This window comes from Conexibacter sp. CPCC 205762 (genome assembly GCF_030646155.1).
In the GTDB taxonomy this organism is placed as follows: domain Bacteria; phylum Actinomycetota; class Thermoleophilia; order Solirubrobacterales; family Solirubrobacteraceae; genus Conexibacter.
This window is the reverse complement of the sequence record NZ_JAUTDN010000007.1, coordinates 1-16,326: the sequence shown is the minus strand read 5'-3', so window position 1 is coordinate 16,326 and position 16,326 is coordinate 1. Positions and strand designations below refer to the sequence as shown.

Genomic DNA, 16,326 nt, shown 5'->3' with positions numbered 1-16,326 from the left:
GCCTGGCAGCGGGGGCGATTAGGGCATCCTAACATTAGGTTCCCTTTAGCTCCGCCGCCGGCCCGGCAGATCGGTCAGTTGGGCGCGTGGACGCCTTCGTCGGCGTTCGGGCGGTTGCGTCCGTAGACGCGCTCCTGCAGCGCCGGACGGTCGCTGGTGTCGACCGTCGCGACGAGCTGGCAGAGCGCGCCGGGGAACGGCGTGCTCGACGCTCTGCCGCCGTACGGGTCGGTCCACACGAGCCGTCCGCCGGAGGCGTTGTCGAGCCGCGTCTCGCGCAGGTAGACGTCGCGATGGACGCCGCGGAACGGCGAGCGCGGGTCGTTGTACGCATACGCGGCCGGCAGCGCGCCGCCGCTGGTCGCGCGGTCGCAGAGGGTCGAGGCGGCGCGGTCGCCGTTGGGCTCGACCTCCCAGCAGAGGTCGAGCGTGCGGCCCAGTCTCGCGCTCGCCGACGGGTCGCCGTAGCGGCTCGGGTCGAAGACGCCGAAGGCCGGGTCGAACGTCGCCAGCGTATGGCCGTCGGCCGTTCTCAGCTCGTTGACCGCGCTCCACTTCTCGTACAGCGCCCACGCCGAGGTCGTGCGGCCGGCCGGCACCAGCACCGTCTGCTCGACGCAGGCGCGATCGGGGATCTCGCGCCGGCCGCCGCCGGACGGGTAGCCGTTGTCGGTCGTCGTCACGCTCGTCGCGGTGTCACAGGAGCGCACGTATCTGCCCGGCTGGCCGAAGCGGCTGATCGTGTCGGCGATCAGCTCGGTGCCGTCGTCGCAGCGGACGGCATAGAGCAGCTCGTGAACGTTGTTGGAGAGCGCGTCGGGCGAGTGCGAGCCCTGGTGGACCGAGACGAGGTAGTCGCAGGTGACGCTGAGGTCGACGCCGCCGGCGCTCAGCAGCCGCACGTCGTTCTCGTAGTCGACCTTGTAGCCGACGTGGTCCTCGTGGCGGATTCTCGTGCCCGGGTTGGCGGCCGCGTAGCTGTCGAGCGACTCGGTCGCGAGCCCGAACGCGATGCCGGCGTACTCGCGCGCGCCGGCGTTGGCGAGGTGGTCGGCGACCCAGCCGAAGATGTCGGAGCCGTGCGGGTCGCGGCCGTGCTCGTGGCCGAAGGTGCAGCGTCTGCCGGTCGCCGGGTCGGTCGTCGTCGGCGGGTGCCAGGTCGGGTAGCGCTTGCCGTCGGGGCCGATCACCGAGTAGCGCTCGTGGACGCTCGCCGGGCAGCTGTCGTAGACGGTCGGGGTCCAGTTGGCGGCGGCGTACGAGTTCGGCGCCGGCGGCAGCTGCGGCGGCAGGCCGTCGCCCTGCGGCTCGCCGGGACCGGGATCGGCCGGGGTCGGCGCTCTCGCCTCAGGCAGCGCCGGCGCCGGTGCGGTCGGCACGGGTTCGGGTCTCGTGAGCCCCGGACGCGTCGGCGCAGCCAGGACGCGGAGGGAGATCGTGCCGCGATAGCGGCGTCTTCCCTGCACGATCGCGAAGCTCAGCCGATCGCTCCCGCGAAAGCCGGCGGAGGGGACGTAGCGGACCGTCCCGGAGCGGCGATCGAGCCTGACGAGCCGGCCGTGGCGCGGCTTGGCGACGATCGAGCGGATCGCCGCCGCGCCCCTCTTGGCGCGCCCGCGCACGACCAAGCGACCGCTCGCGCGGCAGTCGAGCGCCAGCGTCGCGCTGCGGCCGCTGGTGACGGTGACGGTGCGCGTCGCGCAGCTCACGGGCTTCGGCGCGCGGGTCGCGGCGGCGCGCGCGGCGGGCGCGTCGCCGGCGGGTGCCGCACCCGCGCCCGGCGCACCGGCGGGGAGCACCGCCAGCGTGCCGAGCGCGAGCAGGGCGGCCCGGGAACGGGCGAGGACGCTCATCGCTTCCCCACGAGCGCGGCGCGCCACGTCCCCGAGCCTCGACGGCCGTCCTCGTCGCGCGACACGACGCGCGCGATGAGGCTTCCGGTGGCCGTCCGCTTCAGCGCCGCGCGCGCGGCGCGCGGCAAGCTCACGGTGAGACGCACGGCGCGGCCGCGCACCGTCCGCGTCGTCGTCACCTTCCACTGCTTGCCGCCGGCCTTCACCGTGACGGTCACGGTGAGACGGCAGCGGCTGGCCCCGGCGCGCGCGCAGCGAGCGGTGCCGAGCGCGACCGTGCCGGCACCGCTGGCACGCACCGTCCCGCGCGGGACGCGCAGCGCGGCCGAGCCGACCCGCAGCGTGCGGATGCCGGTGGCGCCGGGCTTCGCCGGCGTCCCAGGGCTCAGCGGCGTGCCCGGGGTCGTCGGCGTCTCGCCGCCGGGGTTCGACGGCGTTCCCGGGTTCACCGGCGTGCCCGGATCGACCGGGGCGCCGGGGTCGGTCGGGTCGACCGGTCTGCCCGGCTGCTCCGGATCGGGGTCGGGCGTGTAGGCGGGCGCGGCCGCCGGCAGCAGCGCGACGGTCACCTCGCCGGCGTTCGCGCGCTCGCGCCGCAGCGCCATGTCGGCGCCGATCGCGAGGTCGGGCGCGCCGTTGCCGTCGACGTCGCCGATGCCGGCGACGACGCGGCCGAAGCGGTCCCCGGCCTGCTGGCCGTCGAGCCGGCTGGCCTGCTCAGGCGTTGCCGTCGCGAGCGGCAGCGTGCGCGTCGTGTCGGCCGCGTTGGCGGGGATCAGCCCGCCGTCGGCGCCGGTCAGCGGCAGCGTCGCCGGGTCGGCGATCCCGTGCACGAGCCAGGCGCTGCCGGCCGCCCCGGCGCCGTAGGCGCCGACGAGCAGGTCGTCGTGGCCGTCGCCGTCGACGTCGCCGACGCCGTCGAGCGAGAAGCCGGTCGAGCTGCCGGGCGCGCCGAGGATGCGGTAGCCGGCGCTGCCGAGCGTCGCCGCATCGAGCAGGTCGGCGTGCGCGCCGGCACGGCCGTAGACGACGTAGGCGGCGTCGCTGTTGGCGGCGGAGGTCGAGTCGGCGCCGATCGCGAGATCGGCCTTGCCGTCGCCGTCGACGTCGCCGGCCGCGGCGACGTCGATCCCGAGCCGGTGGCCGGCGAAGGCGCCGCCGATCGCGGTCAGCCACGACGACGTGTCGGCGAGGTCGATCCGGCCGCGCGCGGCGCCGCTGATCACGAAGGCGGCGCCGGAGGCGGTCGAGCGGCCGAACGCGACGGCGGTGTAGGTGCCGATCGCGAGGTCGGGCGTGCCGTCGCCGTCGAAGTCGCCGATCCCCTCGAGGCCGATCATCTGGCCGAACGGGGAGGCGGTCGAGCCGGGCGAGGCGCCGTCGATCCGCAGCAGCGCGGCGCCAGGCGCCGACAGGTCGACGGTCGTCGCCGCCGCCTGCCCGCGCAGCACCCAGACGATGCCGTTGTTCGCGCGCGCCGGCGTCGCGTCGGTCGTGTCGCCGGTGTTGGCCATCACGGCCAGCTCGCCGCGGCCGTCGCCGTCGAGGTCGCCGAGGCCGGCGACGGCGAAGCCGAGGTGGTCGTACTCGGGCAGGTCGGGCCCGACGACGCGGAAGCCGCGCTCGCCGAGGTGGCCGAGGTCGAGCGGGCTCTGCTGGCGCAGGTCTCTGGCGCCGTAGACGACGTAGGCGACGCCGCGCGAGCCGCCGGTGCCGCTCGGGCGGCCGTCGCCGTACTCGTACGCCCAGGCGCCGATCGCGAGGTCGTCGATGCCGTCGCCGTTGACGTCGCCGGCGCAGGCGATGCCGGTGCCGGTCTGGCTGGAGGGCTGCTCGCCCTCGATCAGCAGCACGTCGCCGTCGCCGTGCGCGGCGAGATCGCCGGAGCCGATCGCCGGGCCGCCGAAGCGGACGTAGGCGCCGCCCTCCCACGAGTTCGTCACCGGCGTGCGGCTCCACAGCGGCGCGCCCGCGATCACGTCGTCGTAGCCGTCGCCGTCAAGATCGCAGGAGCCGGAGGCGACATTCGAGACGCCGTCGCCGCCGTCCCCGTCGAGCCGCAGCAGCGGCTGGTCGGCGAGCGCGAAGAGGCCGAGCGGGTCGCTGTCGTCGCCGAGGCCGGCACCGCGGCCGGAGAGGCGCGCGACGGTCGCCGCGCCGGCGCTGCCGACGTCGGTCGGGAAGCGCAGCGAGGCCGTCCGCCAGCCGCTGCGCTCGGGTGCGAAGACGACCGCGACGGCGCAGCTCGCGCCGGCCGCGACGGTCGTGTTCGAGCAGCTGTCGGTGGTGACCGTGAAGCGCTCGGCGTCGAGCCCCTCGCGCGTGACGGCGCCGACCGCGAGCGGGCCGTTGCCGCTGTTGCGCAGCGTGAAGGTCTGCGGCTCGGAGGCCGTCCCCGCTCTCAGCACGCCGAAGTCGCGCCGCGCGGGCGCGAGCGCCGCGGCCGGCTGCGTGCCGATCGCCGAGAGCGTCACCGGCGCAGGGCCGAAGCCGGCGACGGCGACCGTCGCGGCCTTGACGCCGGGCGTCGTCGCCGCGAACGCCAGCGTGATCGAGCAGCTCGCGTCCTGCGCCAGCACGGCCGCGCTGCACGTGTCGGCGAGCTTCGAGAACTGGCTCGCGCCGCTGCCGGCGAGCGTGACGTTGCCGAGCGTGTAGGCGGCGCTGTCGCGGTTGGTCAGCGTGACCGTGCGCTCGACCGGCGCGGCGCCGACGCGCGCGGCGCCGAAGGCGAGCGCGGGCGCCGAGGCCTCGAGGTTGCGGCCGCTGCCGTTGATCGCGGCGCTTGTCAGCGTCGGTCCGCCGTCGGTGGCGATCTGCAGCGTCGTCGTGCGCGCGCCGGCGCCGGCCGCGGTCGGCGCGAAGGCGACCGCGACGGTGCAGGTCTCGTTCAGCGCCAGCGGGTTGGCGGCGCCGCGCGCGGCGCAGCCGTTGGCGGTGATCGCGAACTGGCCGGCGTCGGGGCCGGTCAGGCTCACGGCGGCGATCGCGAGCGGGTCGCTGCCGGTGCTTCTGACCGTGTAGGTGCGGGCGGTGCCGGGGCCGGCGGCGAGCTGGCGCGCGCCCGCCTCGTAGACGGTCGTCGGGGACAGCGTTGCGGTCGGTGCGGCGGCGGCGAAGGCCGGCGATCCGAGCACGGCGGCGAGCACGCCCGCGCCGAGCGCAAGCGTGCGACGACCGCGCGCCCCGGGGCGGGCGACGGTGTGATCCATGGGTGAAGGGGGCCTTCAGGTCAGAGTTAGGGTGCCTTTATTAGGGTAGCCTAACTTGCACGTCGTCGCATCTCCGCCGCGTGCCCGCCGCCTGCCGGACCCCGATCGCGGACGCGGCGTGCGGTCTCCCGTACCGACCACAGCTCCCCGCCGGACTACGCTCCTGGGTGATGTCGAAGCCGACCGTGCTCGTCGTCGACGACGACGCCCCCGTCCGCCGCATGCTCGCGCGCACGCTCGGTGCCGAGGGCTGGGAGGTGCGCGCCGCAGCCGACGGCGGCGCCGCGCTGGCCGAGATGGAGCGCTCGGTGCCCGACGCCGTCGTGCTCGACGTCGCGATGCCGGGCCTCGACGGGCTCGCGGTCGCGCGGCGGCTGCGCGGCAAGGGGCTGGCGACGCCGATCCTGCTGCTCACCGCGCGCGACGCGGTCTCCGATCGCGTCGCCGGGCTCGACGCCGGCGCCGACGACTACCTCGTCAAGCCGTTCGCCAGCGAGGAGCTGAGCGCCCGCCTGCGCGCGCTGCTGCGGCGTGGCCGCGCGGTGCCAGAGCTGCTCGCCTTCGCCGACGTGACGCTCGACCTCGGCAGCGGCCAGGGCGCCCGCGCCGGCCGCGACCTCGAGCTGACCCCGCGCGAGAGCGCGCTGCTGGAGCTGCTGCTGCGCGACCCGCGCGCGGTCGTCACGCGCGAGCAGGCGCTGGAGCAGGTCTGGGGCGGCGAGCTGGAAGCGCAGCCGAACGTCGTCGACCGCTACGTCGCCTACCTGCGCAGAAAGCTCGGCGACCCGCCGCTGATCCGCACGGTGCGCGGCGTCGGCTTCGTCATGGACGCGTAGCCCCGGCCGCTGCCCTCCGAGCAGCAGCTCGCGGCGCTCGACGCCGCCGAGGCCAAGCCGGAGACCTAGGCGGGACCGCGGCCGAGCGCTTGCTCGACGAACGGCTCGATCACCGTCATCACGGTCGTGATCGCCGCGTCGGGCGGGTCCTTCGGCAGCATCGCGTAGGAGATAGCCAGCCGCACGAGCGTCTCGGCGAGCAGCTCGGCGTCGGCGTATGCGACCTGCGGCCAGCCGTCGTGGATCACCTCGGTCAGGCGCGCGGAGGCGAACGCGACGACCGGCCGCGACTGCGTCGTCACGAGCGGCAGCATCCCGCCGGTGCCGTCATCGGTCAGCAGCACCCGCACGAGCGGATCCTCGGAGGCCGCTCTGAGGAAGACGCCGAGCGCGCCCGCCAGCGCCGCTCTCGGATCGTCGAGATGGGCGCGCACCGCCTGCTCGACGGCGTCGAGGAAGCGCGTCCCCTCGCGCACGACGAACAGCTGCGCGAACTCGTCGCGCGAGCCGAACTCCTTGTAGAGCGTCTGGCGGCTGACGCCGGCCGCGGAGGCGATCTCAGCCATCGTCACCTCCGCCCACGGCCGCTCCTGCATCGCGTCGCGCGCGGCGTCGAAGAGCGTGTCGCGCAGCAGCTCTCTCGCTGCGACGGCGTAGGGCGTGCGGGCCGGTCCCATCGCCCCAATGGTGGCAGCCGCGCCTGCCGGCGTCACTCGTCGGGCTCGAAGTCGACCTTGTCGCGCACGCCGCAGTCGGGGCAGGCCCAGTCGTCCGGCACCTCGCTCCACGGCGTGCCGGCGGGGAAGCCCTCGCGCGGGTGGCCGGCCGCCTCGTCGTAGACGTAGCCGCAGCCGGGGCAGCGGAAGGCGCTCATGCCGTCGCTCCGTAGCGCGCGACCAGCTTCGCGCGCTTGCGCGGCTGGATGTTCGTGCGCGTCACGTCCGCGCCGTAGTGCTCCAGCAGGCGACGGTCCATCACGCGCCGCCACAGCGGCGGTATCGTCGCCAGCACGATCATGCCGGCGTAGCCCGTCGGCAGCTGCGGCGCCTCGTCCATGTGCCGCAGCGCCTGGTAGCGGCGCATCGGGTTGGCGTGGTGGTCGCTGTGGCGCTGGAGGTGGTAGAGCAGCACGTTGGAGGCGACGTTGTTGCTGTTCCAGGAATGTTCGGGGCGGGTGCGCTCGTAGCGGCCGTCCTCGCGCTTCTGGCGCAGCAGGCCGTAGTGCTCGAGGTAGTTGACGACCTCCAGCAGCGAGAAGCCGATCACCGCCTGCAGCAGCAGGTACGGCAGCACGACCCAGCCGAAGACCGCGGTCAGCGCGGCGAACAGCACGACCGTCATCAGCCAGGCGTTGATGATGTCGTTCTTGAGGCTGACGTGGCGCGCGCCGAGGCGGTCCAGCCGCACGCCCTCCAGCTCCCAGGCGGACGTGAGGCTGCCCTTGACGGTGCGCGGCAGGAAGGCCCAGAACGACTCGCCGAGGCGCGAGCTGGCGGGATCCTCCGGCGTCGCGACGCGCACGTGGTGGCCGCGGTTGTGCTCGATGAAGAAGTGGCCGTAGCCGGACTGCGCGAGCGCGACCTTCGACAGCCAGCGCTCCAGGCTCGCGCGCTTGTGGCCGAGCTCGTGGGCGGTGTTGATCGCGATCCCGCTGACCATCGCCATCGTCAGCGCCAGCCCGATCGAGTCGACGACCGACAGGTCGCCGCTGCTCCACTGCACGCAGGCGAAGATCAGCCCGGCGTACTGGATCGGGATGTAGGCGTAGGTGCACCAGCGGTAGTAGCGGTCCTGCTCCAGCCACTTGATGACCGAGTCGGGCGGGTTTCTCGCGTCCATCCCGACGATCAGGTCGGCGAGCGGGAAGATGCCGAAGACGAGGAACGGGCCGAAGAACCAGAAGACCCCGAGCCCGGTCGCCTGGACGAGGCCGTAGGCGATGAACGGCAGCGTCGGCACCAGCAGCCCGAGCAGCCAGGCGTAGCGCTTGCCGTCCTTCCACGTCGCCGGCGTCAGCTCGACGCCGTCGTCGTGATGGTGGTGATGCTGACCGGCCTCGTCGCCGTGTGCAACAGATGACATACCTACGTCTCCTCCGTAGTCGCCAACCCCCACTGCGTTCGTGAGATTGACACGAAGGGGGGTTTGTGTCAACCACTAGGCTTCGCGGCCATGTCCCGCCTCCCGCTGCGCATGCGCGTGGCGCTCGCCGCGGCGCTGGCGATCCTGATCGCCGTCGCGCTGCTCGGCGCCGCCGCGCTGGCGCTCGTCGACCGCCAGCTCGACCGCTCGCTCGACGACGGCCTGCGCGACCGCGCCGTCGAGGTCGCGCGGCTGGCGGCGACCACGCCGAGACTGGTGACCGCGGCCGGCGTGCTCGAAGGGCGCGTCGGCACGAGCGCTGCATACGTCCAGATCGTCGACGACCAGGGCCGGATCGTCGCCCGCTCCGGCGCGCTCGGCGGCCGCGTGCTGCCGGCCGGGCGGGCGCTGAGAAGAGCGCTGAACGAACGCGTCAGCGGCTTCGAGGACGTCCGCCTCGGCGACGAGCCGCTGCGCGTCTACGCCGCGCCGCTCGGCGTCGTCGGCGGCGGCGCGGCGGCCGGCGGCGCGGTCGCCGTCGCCGGCACGACCGCGTCGATCGAGCAGATCACCGGCCCGCTGCGCACGCTCGTGCTGATCGCCGCGCTGCTGGCGGCGGCGCTCGCCGGGCTGCTGGCGGTGCTGCTGACGCGGCGGGCGCTGCGCCCGCTGACGCGCCTGACCGATGACGCCGAGGCGATCGCCCGCACCGGCGACCCGCAGCGGCGGCTGGGCGGACGCCGCGCGAACGGAGGCGCGGCGGATGCGGGCGCGGGGGCGACGGGCGCGGGCGCGGCGGGTGCGGGCGCGACGGGTGCGAGCGCGGCGGGCGCGGGCGCGACGGGCGCGAGCGCGGCGGGCGCGGCGGGCGCGGGCGATGACGAGATCGGCCGCCTGACCGCGACGCTCAACGCGATGCTCGACTCGCTCGCCGCCGCCCGCGTGCGCGAGCGCCGCTTCGTCGACGACGCCTCGCACGAGCTGCGCACGCCGCTCACCGCGCTGCGCGGCAACGCCGCCTACGTCGCCCGCCACGGCGCCGACGCCGACGCGCTCGCCGACATCGAGGCCGACGCCGCGCGGATGGCGGCGCTGCTGGACGACCTGCTCGCGCTCGCGCGCGAGGACGCGGCCGGCGGCGGCTTCACAACACCCACGCCGGGCGACCCGATCGCGGCGGCCGGCGAGCCGCTCGACCTCGCCGAGCTGGCGCGCGCCGTCGCGGCCGACCACCCGCGCGCGACGGTGACGGCCGAGGGCGGGCGCGCGCTCGTCCGCGGCGACCGCGCCGCGCTGGAGCGGGCGCTGCGCAACCTGGTCGAGAACGCCGAGCGCCACGGCCCGGCCGGCGGCCCGGTCGCGATCGCCGTCGCCGGCGGCGCCCGCAGCGCCCGCCTCAGCGTCAGCGACACGGGCGCCGGGTTGACGCCCGAACAGGCGGCGCGCGCCTTCCAGCGCTTCTGGCGCGCCGAGGGCGCGGCCGCGGGCGGCTCCGGGCTCGGCCTCGCGATCGTCCGCGCGACCGCGGAGCGCCACGGCGGCAGCGCGAGCGCGGCCGGCGCGACCTTCACGATCGAGCTGCCGCGCGCCGATCCCGCCGCCGCACCCGCGCGCTGACGCGCCCGGCGCACGCGGTCGCTCTCACAGATCTCTCAAGGATCGGGCATACAACACCCGCGTCCCCTCGACGCGAAGGACCGTCATGCACCGGCTCCGCACGATCTCCACCCGCAGACTCACGTTCCTGATCGCCGCGCTCGTGACGCTGCTCGCCGGCGTCGGCATCGCGCAGGCCGCGCTCGGCGGCAGCGACGCGCGCCCGCCGCAGATCGGCCTCGCGCCGGCGGTCAAGCAGGCGCTCGACGCGCCGCCGGTCGCGGGCGTCAGCGCCCGCGTCGAGTTCGACAACCGCCTGATCCCCGCCGGCTCGCTGCCGGCGCGCGGCGTCTCGCCGCTGCTGTCGAACGCGAGCGGCCGGCTGTGGTGGGCGCCCGACGGCCGCTTCCGGCTGGAGCTGCAGTCCGACCGCGGCGACGCCCAGATCGTCAGCGACGGCGAGACGATCACCGCCTATGACGGCGCCTCCAACAGCGCCTACCGCTTCGCGCTGCCGAAGGGCAGAGACGCCGCGCCCGCGCATGACGCGGCCGCGCCGACGCTCGCGCAGATCCAGCGTGGGCTCGACCGGCTGACGCGCAAATGGGACGTCAGCGGCCCGCAGCCGACCAACGTCGCAGGCCGCCCCAGCTACTCGGTGCGAATCGCGCCGCCCGGTGACGGCGGCCTGCTCGGCGCCGCCCAGCTCGTCTGGGACGCCGCCAACGGCGCGCCGCTGCGGTTCGGCATCTACGCCGACGACGATCCCGAGCCGGTGCTGCAGCTGAGCGCCAGCGACGTCTCCTACGGCCCGGTCGACGACAGCGTCTTCGCCGACGCGATCCCCGCCGACGCGACCGTGACCGACCTCAGCCCGCAGCTCGACGGGCTTCCCGGCAAGGCCCACGGCGGCGGCAGAGCCGTGCGCGGCGTCGCGGCGGTGCAGGCGCAGCTGCCGTTCAGACTGGCGGCGCCGGAGTCGCTCGCCGGCCTGCCGCGGCGTGCCGTCTGGCTCGTCAGACCGCACGGCGAGGAGGCCGCGATCAGCCTCTACGGCGAGGGCGTCGGCGCGCTCGTGGTCGTGCAGACGCAGGCCGAGAGAGGCGGCGCGTTCGGGCAGATGGGCGGCGACCACGCGCTGCAGCTGCCGCAGATCAACATCGACGGCGGCAGCGGCAGCGAGCTGGCGACCGCGCTCGGCACGATCGTGACGTTCGAGCGCGACGGCGTCGGGCATGTCGTCTTCGGCTCGGTCGGGCCGCAGGCGGCCGAGACGGCGGCACGGGAGCTGCGCTAGTGGGCGCGATCGCGACAGCCGCCCCGCCGATCGAGGCGCGCGGCCTCGTCAAGCGCTACGGCGAGCTGACCGCGGTCGACCACGTCGACCTGACGGTCGAGGCCGGCACCGTCTACGGCTACCTCGGCCCCAACGGCGCGGGCAAGACGACCTCGCTGCGGATGCTGCTGGGGCTGATCCGGCCCGACGAGGGCGCGGCGCGGCTGTTCGGGCGCGACCCGCTGCTGGAGGGCGCGGCGGCGCTCGACGGCGTCGCCGGCTTCGTCGAGGCGCCGCGCTTCTACCCGTACCTGAGCGGCCGCCGCAACCTCGAGCTGATGGCCGCGCTCGACGGCGGCGACGCGGCCGAGCGGATCGACGCGGCGCTGGAGACGGTCGGCCTCGCGCACCGCGACAGCGACAAGGTCAAGGGCTACTCGCACGGGATGAAGCAGCGGCTGGGGATCGGCGCGGCGCTGCTGCGCGACCCGCGGCTGCTGCTGCTCGACGAGCCGACGACCGGCCTCGACCCGGCCGGCATGCGCGACATGCGCGAGCTGGTCAGACGGCTCGCGGCCGACGGCATCACCGTGCTGCTGTCCTCGCATCTGATGGGCGAGGTCGAGGAGCTGTGCGACCGCGTCGCGATCGTCCGCTCCGGCCGCGTCATCTACGAGGGCGAGCTGGACGCGCTGCTGCACCGGGCCAGCGGGCAGGCGCAGGGCTGGCGCCTGCGCACGACCGACGACCAAGCCGCCTGGGACGTCTGCTCCTACCGCCCGGGTCTGACCTCGCTCGCCTCCGGCCGCGACGGCCTCACCTTCGCCGCCGACGAGCGCGAGGTCGCGCAGCTGTCGCTCGCGCTCGCGCGCAGAGACATCGCGATCGTCGCCCTGGTGCCGGCCGCGGCCTCGCTGGAGCAGCTGTTCTTCGAACTGACCGAGGGCGAGGAGGCCGCGTGAGCGCGCCCGAGTTCCTCCGCAGCGCCGCCACCGCAGCCGCCGCCACCGAGGCGCCGCCGGCTCCCCGCGCCGACGCGACCGCCACCCGCCCCGGCACAGCCGCGGCCACGTCCGCCGCCCGCCGCGGCCGCCGCCCGTCGGTCGCGAGCATCTACCGCTGGGAGCTGCTGAAGCTGCGGGCGCAGAAGCGCACCTTCCTCGGGCTCGGCGCGGCCGTGCTCGTGCCGGTGATCTTCATCGTCGCGCTGGCCGCGAACGGCAACGGGCCGGACGAGGTGCCGTTCGGACGCTACGTGACCGAGACCGGCCTCGCGGTCCCGCCGGTGCTGCTGCTGTTCAGCTCGATCTGGCTGTTCCCGCTGATCGTCGCGCTCGTCGCCGGCGACATCGTCGCCAACGAGGACAGCAACGGCACGTTGAAGACGATCCTCACGCGCTCCGCCGACCGTCACCAGATCTTCCTCGCGAAGCTGCTGGCGTCGTTCTCCTACGCGATCCTCGCGCTGCTGCTGTTCGCCGGCACGGGCCTGCTGCTGGGCGCGCTGCGCTACGGCCTCGACCCGCTGACCTCGCTCTCCGGCACCCCGATCGAGGTCGGCCGCGGCCTGCTGCTGCTCGGCGCCGCCCTGCTCGCCTACCTGATGCCGGTGCTCGCCGTCGCCTCGATCGCGCTGCTGCTGTCGACCGTCACCCGCAACTCGGCGGCCGCCGTCGTCGGCACGCTGATGCTGTCCCTGATCCTCCAGATCGTCGGCATCATCTCCGGCCTGGAGAGCATCCGCCCCTACCTCCTCTCAACCCAGTTCGACGCCTGGCAGGGCCTCCTCCGCGACCCGATCGACTGGGCCCCGATCGCCCGCTCCGCCTGGGTCTGCGCCCTCTACGCCGTCCCCTCCCTCACCGCCGCCCTGCTCACCTTCATGCGCCGCGACGTGACCGGCGGCTGACGCCCGTCAGCACGACGGATCGACCAGCGTCAGCCCGCTGAAGCGAAGCCGTCTGAACCCCCGATCCCGCGTCAGCAACTGGTCGGCATGCACGGCCGCATGCGCGCCGACGACAAAGTCGGCGATCACCCGACTGCGTGTGCCGCCCTCCGCGCGGTAGCTGCGCCACGCCTGTCCGGCCGCGGTCGCAGCGGTCGCGTCGAGCGGCACCAGACGGACGCCCAGCCGCACCAGCGCACGCGCACCGGCACAGCGATCCGCGAACGCAGCGGTCGTCTCGGCCCAGACGACACCACAGGCGATGAGCGGCCCGCGTCGGCCGCACGCGCTCAGCGCTGCGCGTGACTGAGAGCTGAACCGGGAGTCCTCCGCCAGGACGTCGAGCAGCACGTTCGTGTCGACTGCGGTCGTCATGCGCGTCCTCGCAGCATCGCGACGAACTCGTCCACCGAGCACGGAAGCTCGACGATCCCCGTCACAGCGTCGACCGCGTCGTCAAACGGACGATCGTCGCTCTCGCTGCCGTTGTTCCCGTGCATGTCCGCACCTGCCTCGTTCTTCCCCCGGATCACGCTCGTTCTCATGCAAACCACCGTACTCCGGCGAACTGCGGTTGTCGCCACCACTTGTGTTGTGAGGGGGAACTCGCGCGCGGAGGTGGAAATCACCCGCGGATGGACGCGCGCGAGCAGGAGCTTCAGGACTACGAGCGGGGGTTCCGGCGGGCCGGGCTGCCGCTGCTGATCGAGGGGTTCTCGGCACGCGAGGACGTCTTCAACCGCGCCTTCCCGCTGCTGGCGCTGGTGCTGCTGGGCGAGCTGCTGGCGGGGCTCGACGTCGACTGGTCGCCGCTGGCCAATCTCGGGGCGCTGGCGGCGGCGCTGGCGCTGACGCTGGGGGCGGTGGCGCTCGTCAACCGGCTGCGGGGGCAGCCGGCGCTGGCGATCCCGCAGCGGATCGGGCCGTGGGAGCTGACCGTCTTCGTGCTGCTGCCGGCGGTCGTGCAGGGGATCTTCCACGGCGGCTGGGGACTGGCGACGGTCGCCTTCAACCTCGTGCTGCTCGGGCTCGTCGCGTTCGGCTACGGCTTCGGGCTCGGCTGGATCGTCGTGTGGGCCGGACGGCGGCTGACGGGCCAGCTGCAGCGGTCGCTGCTGCTGCTGGCGCGCGCGATCCCGCTGCTGCTGATCTTCGCGCTGGTGCTGTTCATCAACACCGAGATGTGGCAGGTGTTCGCGGACCGCACGACCGCGACGCTGATCGCGACCGGCGCGCTGCTGGCGCTCGTCGCGACCGTCTTCCTCGTCGCGCGGCTGCCGAAGGAGGTCGAGCTGCTGCTCGACTCGGCCGGCCCGGAGGTCGCCGATCAGCCCGAGCTGACGACCTGGCAGCGGCTCAACGTCGGGCTCGTGCTGCTGATCAGCCACGGCCTCCAGATCGTCGTCGTGACGTTCGCGATCGGCGCCTTCTTCGTCGCCTTCGGGATGATCGTGATCGACCGCTCGGTGCTGGAGGCGTGGACCGGCGACGGCGGCGACGCGCTGCTCGCGACGACCGTGCTCGACGTGCCGCTGCTGCTGACCTGGGAGCTGCTGCGCGTCGCGGGCGCGATCGCGGCGCTGTCGGGCCTCTACTACGCGATCGCGGTGCTGACCGACGGCGCCTACCGCGAGGAGTTCCTCGACGAGGTGACCGCCCAGATGCGCGCGACCTTCGCCGCGCGCGCCGACTACCTCAGGCTGCGCGGCAGCGCCGGCGCGGGCGTCAGACCGCGCGGACCGGATCGAGCACCGTGAGCACCCGCTCGACGGCCTCGCCGATGTCGCACGGCCCGCGCAGCTCCAGGTCGGGCGCGCGCGGCGCCTCGTAGGGCGCGTCGACGCCGGTCATGCCGGTCAGTCTGCCTGCCATCGCCCGCGCGTAGAGACCCTTGGGGTCGCGCCGCATGCACTCCTCGACGGGCGTGTTGACGAACACCTCGACGAAGTGCAGTCCGTCGCGCTCGTGCAGCGCGCGAGCGGCGTTGCGCCCGCTCTCGAACGGCGACACGACGGAGACGATCGCGACGGTGCCGGAGTCGGCGAACAGCCGCGCGACCTCGGCCGTGCGGCGGACGTTCTCGTCGCGGTCCTCGGCGCTGAAGCCGAGGTCGCCGCAGACGCCGTGACGGAGGTTGTCGCCGTCGAGCCGGTAGGCGGAGCGCCCCTCGGCGATCAGCCGCGCCTCGAGCGCTGCGGCGACCGTCGACTTGCCGGAGGCCGGCAGGCCGGTGAACCAGATCGTCGCCCCGCGCGCGCTGAGCGACTGCCAGCGCTGCTCGCGGCCGACCACTCCCTCGTGCCAGGTGACGTTGGCGCTCGTCATCATCGTTCCTTCCTCGTCGCCGCGATCCGACCCCCGTGCGCGGCGAGCGGCGACCCCGCGCATGACCAGTAAGGTGCTCCGCCATGACGAAGCCGACCTTCGACCTGCAGTCGCACTCGCTCCACTCCGACGGCGTGCTCGCCCCGGAGGACGTCGTCGCCAACGCGGCGGCGGCGGGCGTGAAGCTGCTTGCGCTGTCCGACCACGACACCGTCGACGGCGTCGACGAGGCGCTCGCCGCCGGCGCGCGCCACGGCATCGCCGTCGTGCCCGCGACCGAGATCTCCTCGGTCGACGGCAAGTACGAGGACCTCCACCTGCTCGGCTACGGGATCGACCATCACGATCCCGTCCTCGCCGAGCGGCTGCTGGCCGCCCGCGCCGACCGCGAGCTGCGCGCGGAGCGGATGGCGGCGAAGCTCAACGAGCTCGGCTTCGAGGTCGACGACGCCCCGCTGAAGAAGCGGCGCGAGGCCGGCAAGCCGATCGGCCGCCCGCACCTCGCCGAGGCGGTCCTGATCCATCCCGCGAACGCGGAGCGGCTGGAGCGCGAGGGACATGACGACATCTCCTCGTTCATCCCCGCGTACCTGATTCCGGGAACGCCGGGGTATCTCGCGCGGACGCATCCGACGGTCGTCGACGCGATCGCCTGGGTCCACGACGCCGGCGGCCTCGCGATCTGGGCCCACCCCTACTGGGACCTCGACAGCGACGCGGAGGTCCTCGGGGCGCTGGAGCGCTTCAAGGCGGCCGGGCTCGACGGCGTCGAGGCCTTCTACCCGACGCACAGCGCCGAGCAGACGCGGCTGATCGTCGAGAAGGCCGCCGAGCTGGGCCTGCTGACGACCGGCTCGTCCGACTACCACGGTCCCGAGCACCGGCTCTTCAGAACCTTCCTCGACCATCCGCTGCACGGCGCCGAGCCCGACCTCACGCCGCTGTACGAGGCGGCCGCGAAGGCCGCCCCGCAGGACTGAGCCCGGACAGGCGGGCGAGACGCTCACTTGGGCGTCTCCCCGCCGTCGGCGATCTCGGCGCGCAGGCCGATCAGCGCAGCCTCCAGCTCCGCGATGCGGCCTTCCACCCCGCCGTTGCCGGCCGCGCCGGGCGCCGTGCCCGCGACGGCCACGCCCGCTCCGACCGGCACGCCGGCGCCCGCCGGGGCCGGGCCGGGCGGCCCCGCCGCGCCGGCGCC

At 74.6% G+C, this 16,326-nt stretch carries 16 protein-coding genes; 7 read left to right on the top strand and 9 right to left on the bottom strand.

The window, feature by feature from the left end:
- Positions 1–74: 74 nt before the first annotated feature.
- Entirely contained in the window at positions 75–1,853 is a 1,779-nt protein-coding gene (locus Q7L73_RS08755; protein WP_304688775.1) for a hypothetical protein, read from the bottom strand.
- The gene (locus Q7L73_RS08750) at positions 1,850–5,065 is read right to left on the bottom strand and encodes a choice-of-anchor D domain-containing protein (RefSeq protein WP_304688773.1); all 3,216 of its coding nucleotides are present in this window, start codon (positions 5,063–5,065) and stop codon (positions 1,850–1,852) included. The genes Q7L73_RS08755 and Q7L73_RS08750 overlap by 4 nt, the downstream gene beginning before the upstream one ends.
- 170 nt (positions 5,066–5,235) lie before the next feature.
- Here Q7L73_RS08750 and Q7L73_RS08745 point away from each other — a divergent pair, with 170 nt between their 5' ends.
- Positions 5,236–5,901: a response regulator transcription factor gene (locus Q7L73_RS08745; protein ID WP_304688771.1), complete on the top strand. Its 666-nt coding sequence runs from the start codon at positions 5,236–5,238 to the stop codon at positions 5,899–5,901.
- A gap of 65 nt (positions 5,902–5,966) precedes the next feature.
- On the opposite strand, the gene Q7L73_RS08740 is transcribed toward Q7L73_RS08745, so the two are convergent.
- From Q7L73_RS08740 to Q7L73_RS08730, 3 genes are read right to left on the bottom strand one after another with little or no spacing between them, the layout of a single operon-like run.
- Entirely contained in the window at positions 5,967–6,578 is a 612-nt protein-coding gene (locus Q7L73_RS08740) for a TetR family transcriptional regulator (RefSeq protein WP_304688769.1), read from the bottom strand.
- Positions 6,579–6,610: 32 nt separating this feature from the next.
- Entirely contained in the window at positions 6,611–6,775 is a 165-nt protein-coding gene (locus Q7L73_RS08735; protein WP_304688767.1) for a rubredoxin, read from the bottom strand.
- Complete coding sequence (locus Q7L73_RS08730; protein WP_304688765.1) at positions 6,772–7,983, bottom strand: alkane 1-monooxygenase; 1,212 nt, start codon at positions 7,981–7,983, stop codon at positions 6,772–6,774. The genes Q7L73_RS08735 and Q7L73_RS08730 overlap by 4 nt, the downstream gene beginning before the upstream one ends.
- A 90-nt stretch (positions 7,984–8,073) precedes the next feature.
- On the opposite strand from Q7L73_RS08730, the gene Q7L73_RS08725 reads away from it, so the two are divergent.
- The 4 genes from Q7L73_RS08725 to Q7L73_RS08710 all read left to right on the top strand — a co-directional run bounded on the left by Q7L73_RS08725 (position 8,074) and on the right by Q7L73_RS08710 (position 12,764).
- A complete protein-coding gene (locus Q7L73_RS08725; RefSeq protein ID WP_304715528.1) occupies positions 8,074–9,600 on the top strand; it encodes a HAMP domain-containing sensor histidine kinase in 1,527 nt (508 codons plus the stop codon).
- Between the two features lie 85 nt (positions 9,601–9,685).
- Complete coding sequence (locus Q7L73_RS08720) at positions 9,686–10,876, top strand: hypothetical protein (RefSeq protein ID WP_304696191.1); 1,191 nt, start codon at positions 9,686–9,688, stop codon at positions 10,874–10,876.
- A gap of 8 nt (positions 10,877–10,884) precedes the next feature.
- Positions 10,885–11,817 (top strand): ABC transporter ATP-binding protein, encoded by a 933-nt coding sequence (locus tag Q7L73_RS08715; RefSeq protein WP_370552475.1) that lies wholly within the window; start codon positions 10,885–10,887, stop codon positions 11,815–11,817.
- Positions 11,814–12,764 carry an ABC transporter permease gene (locus Q7L73_RS08710; protein WP_304696195.1) on the top strand — a complete coding sequence of 317 codons (951 nt, stop codon included), beginning with the start codon at positions 11,814–11,816 and terminating at the stop codon, positions 12,762–12,764. The genes Q7L73_RS08715 and Q7L73_RS08710 overlap by 4 nt, the downstream gene beginning before the upstream one ends.
- A gap of 6 nt (positions 12,765–12,770) precedes the next feature.
- Here Q7L73_RS08710 and Q7L73_RS08705 read toward each other — a convergent pair whose 3' ends face one another.
- Positions 12,771–13,178 (bottom strand): type II toxin-antitoxin system VapC family toxin, encoded by a 408-nt coding sequence (locus Q7L73_RS08705; protein ID WP_304696197.1) that lies wholly within the window; start codon positions 13,176–13,178, stop codon positions 12,771–12,773.
- A complete protein-coding gene (locus tag Q7L73_RS08700) occupies positions 13,175–13,348 on the bottom strand; it encodes a hypothetical protein (protein ID WP_304696199.1) in 174 nt (57 codons plus the stop codon). Before Q7L73_RS08700 ends, Q7L73_RS08705 begins: the two co-directional genes overlap by 4 nt.
- 90 nt (positions 13,349–13,438) lie before the next feature.
- Here Q7L73_RS08700 and Q7L73_RS08695 point away from each other — a divergent pair, with 90 nt between their 5' ends.
- Entirely contained in the window at positions 13,439–14,560 is a 1,122-nt protein-coding gene (locus Q7L73_RS08695) for a hypothetical protein (RefSeq protein ID WP_304696201.1), read from the top strand.
- On the opposite strand, the gene cysC is transcribed toward Q7L73_RS08695, so the two are convergent.
- The gene (cysC, locus tag Q7L73_RS08690) at positions 14,529–15,131 is read right to left on the bottom strand and encodes an adenylyl-sulfate kinase (RefSeq protein ID WP_304696203.1); all 603 of its coding nucleotides are present in this window, start codon (positions 15,129–15,131) and stop codon (positions 14,529–14,531) included. The two genes, Q7L73_RS08695 and cysC, sit on opposite strands and share 32 nt — an antisense overlap.
- Positions 15,132–15,211: 80 nt before the next feature.
- Here cysC and Q7L73_RS08685 point away from each other — a divergent pair, with 80 nt between their 5' ends.
- On the top strand, positions 15,212–16,108 hold the full coding sequence (locus Q7L73_RS08685) for a PHP domain-containing protein (protein ID WP_304696205.1): 897 nt from the start codon (positions 15,212–15,214) through the stop codon (positions 16,106–16,108).
- A 23-nt stretch (positions 16,109–16,131) separates the two neighbouring features.
- Here the strand turns inward: Q7L73_RS08685 and Q7L73_RS08680 are convergent.
- On the bottom strand, positions 16,132–16,326 hold a 195-nt coding region (locus Q7L73_RS08680), incomplete at its 5' end, for a hypothetical protein (protein WP_304715527.1).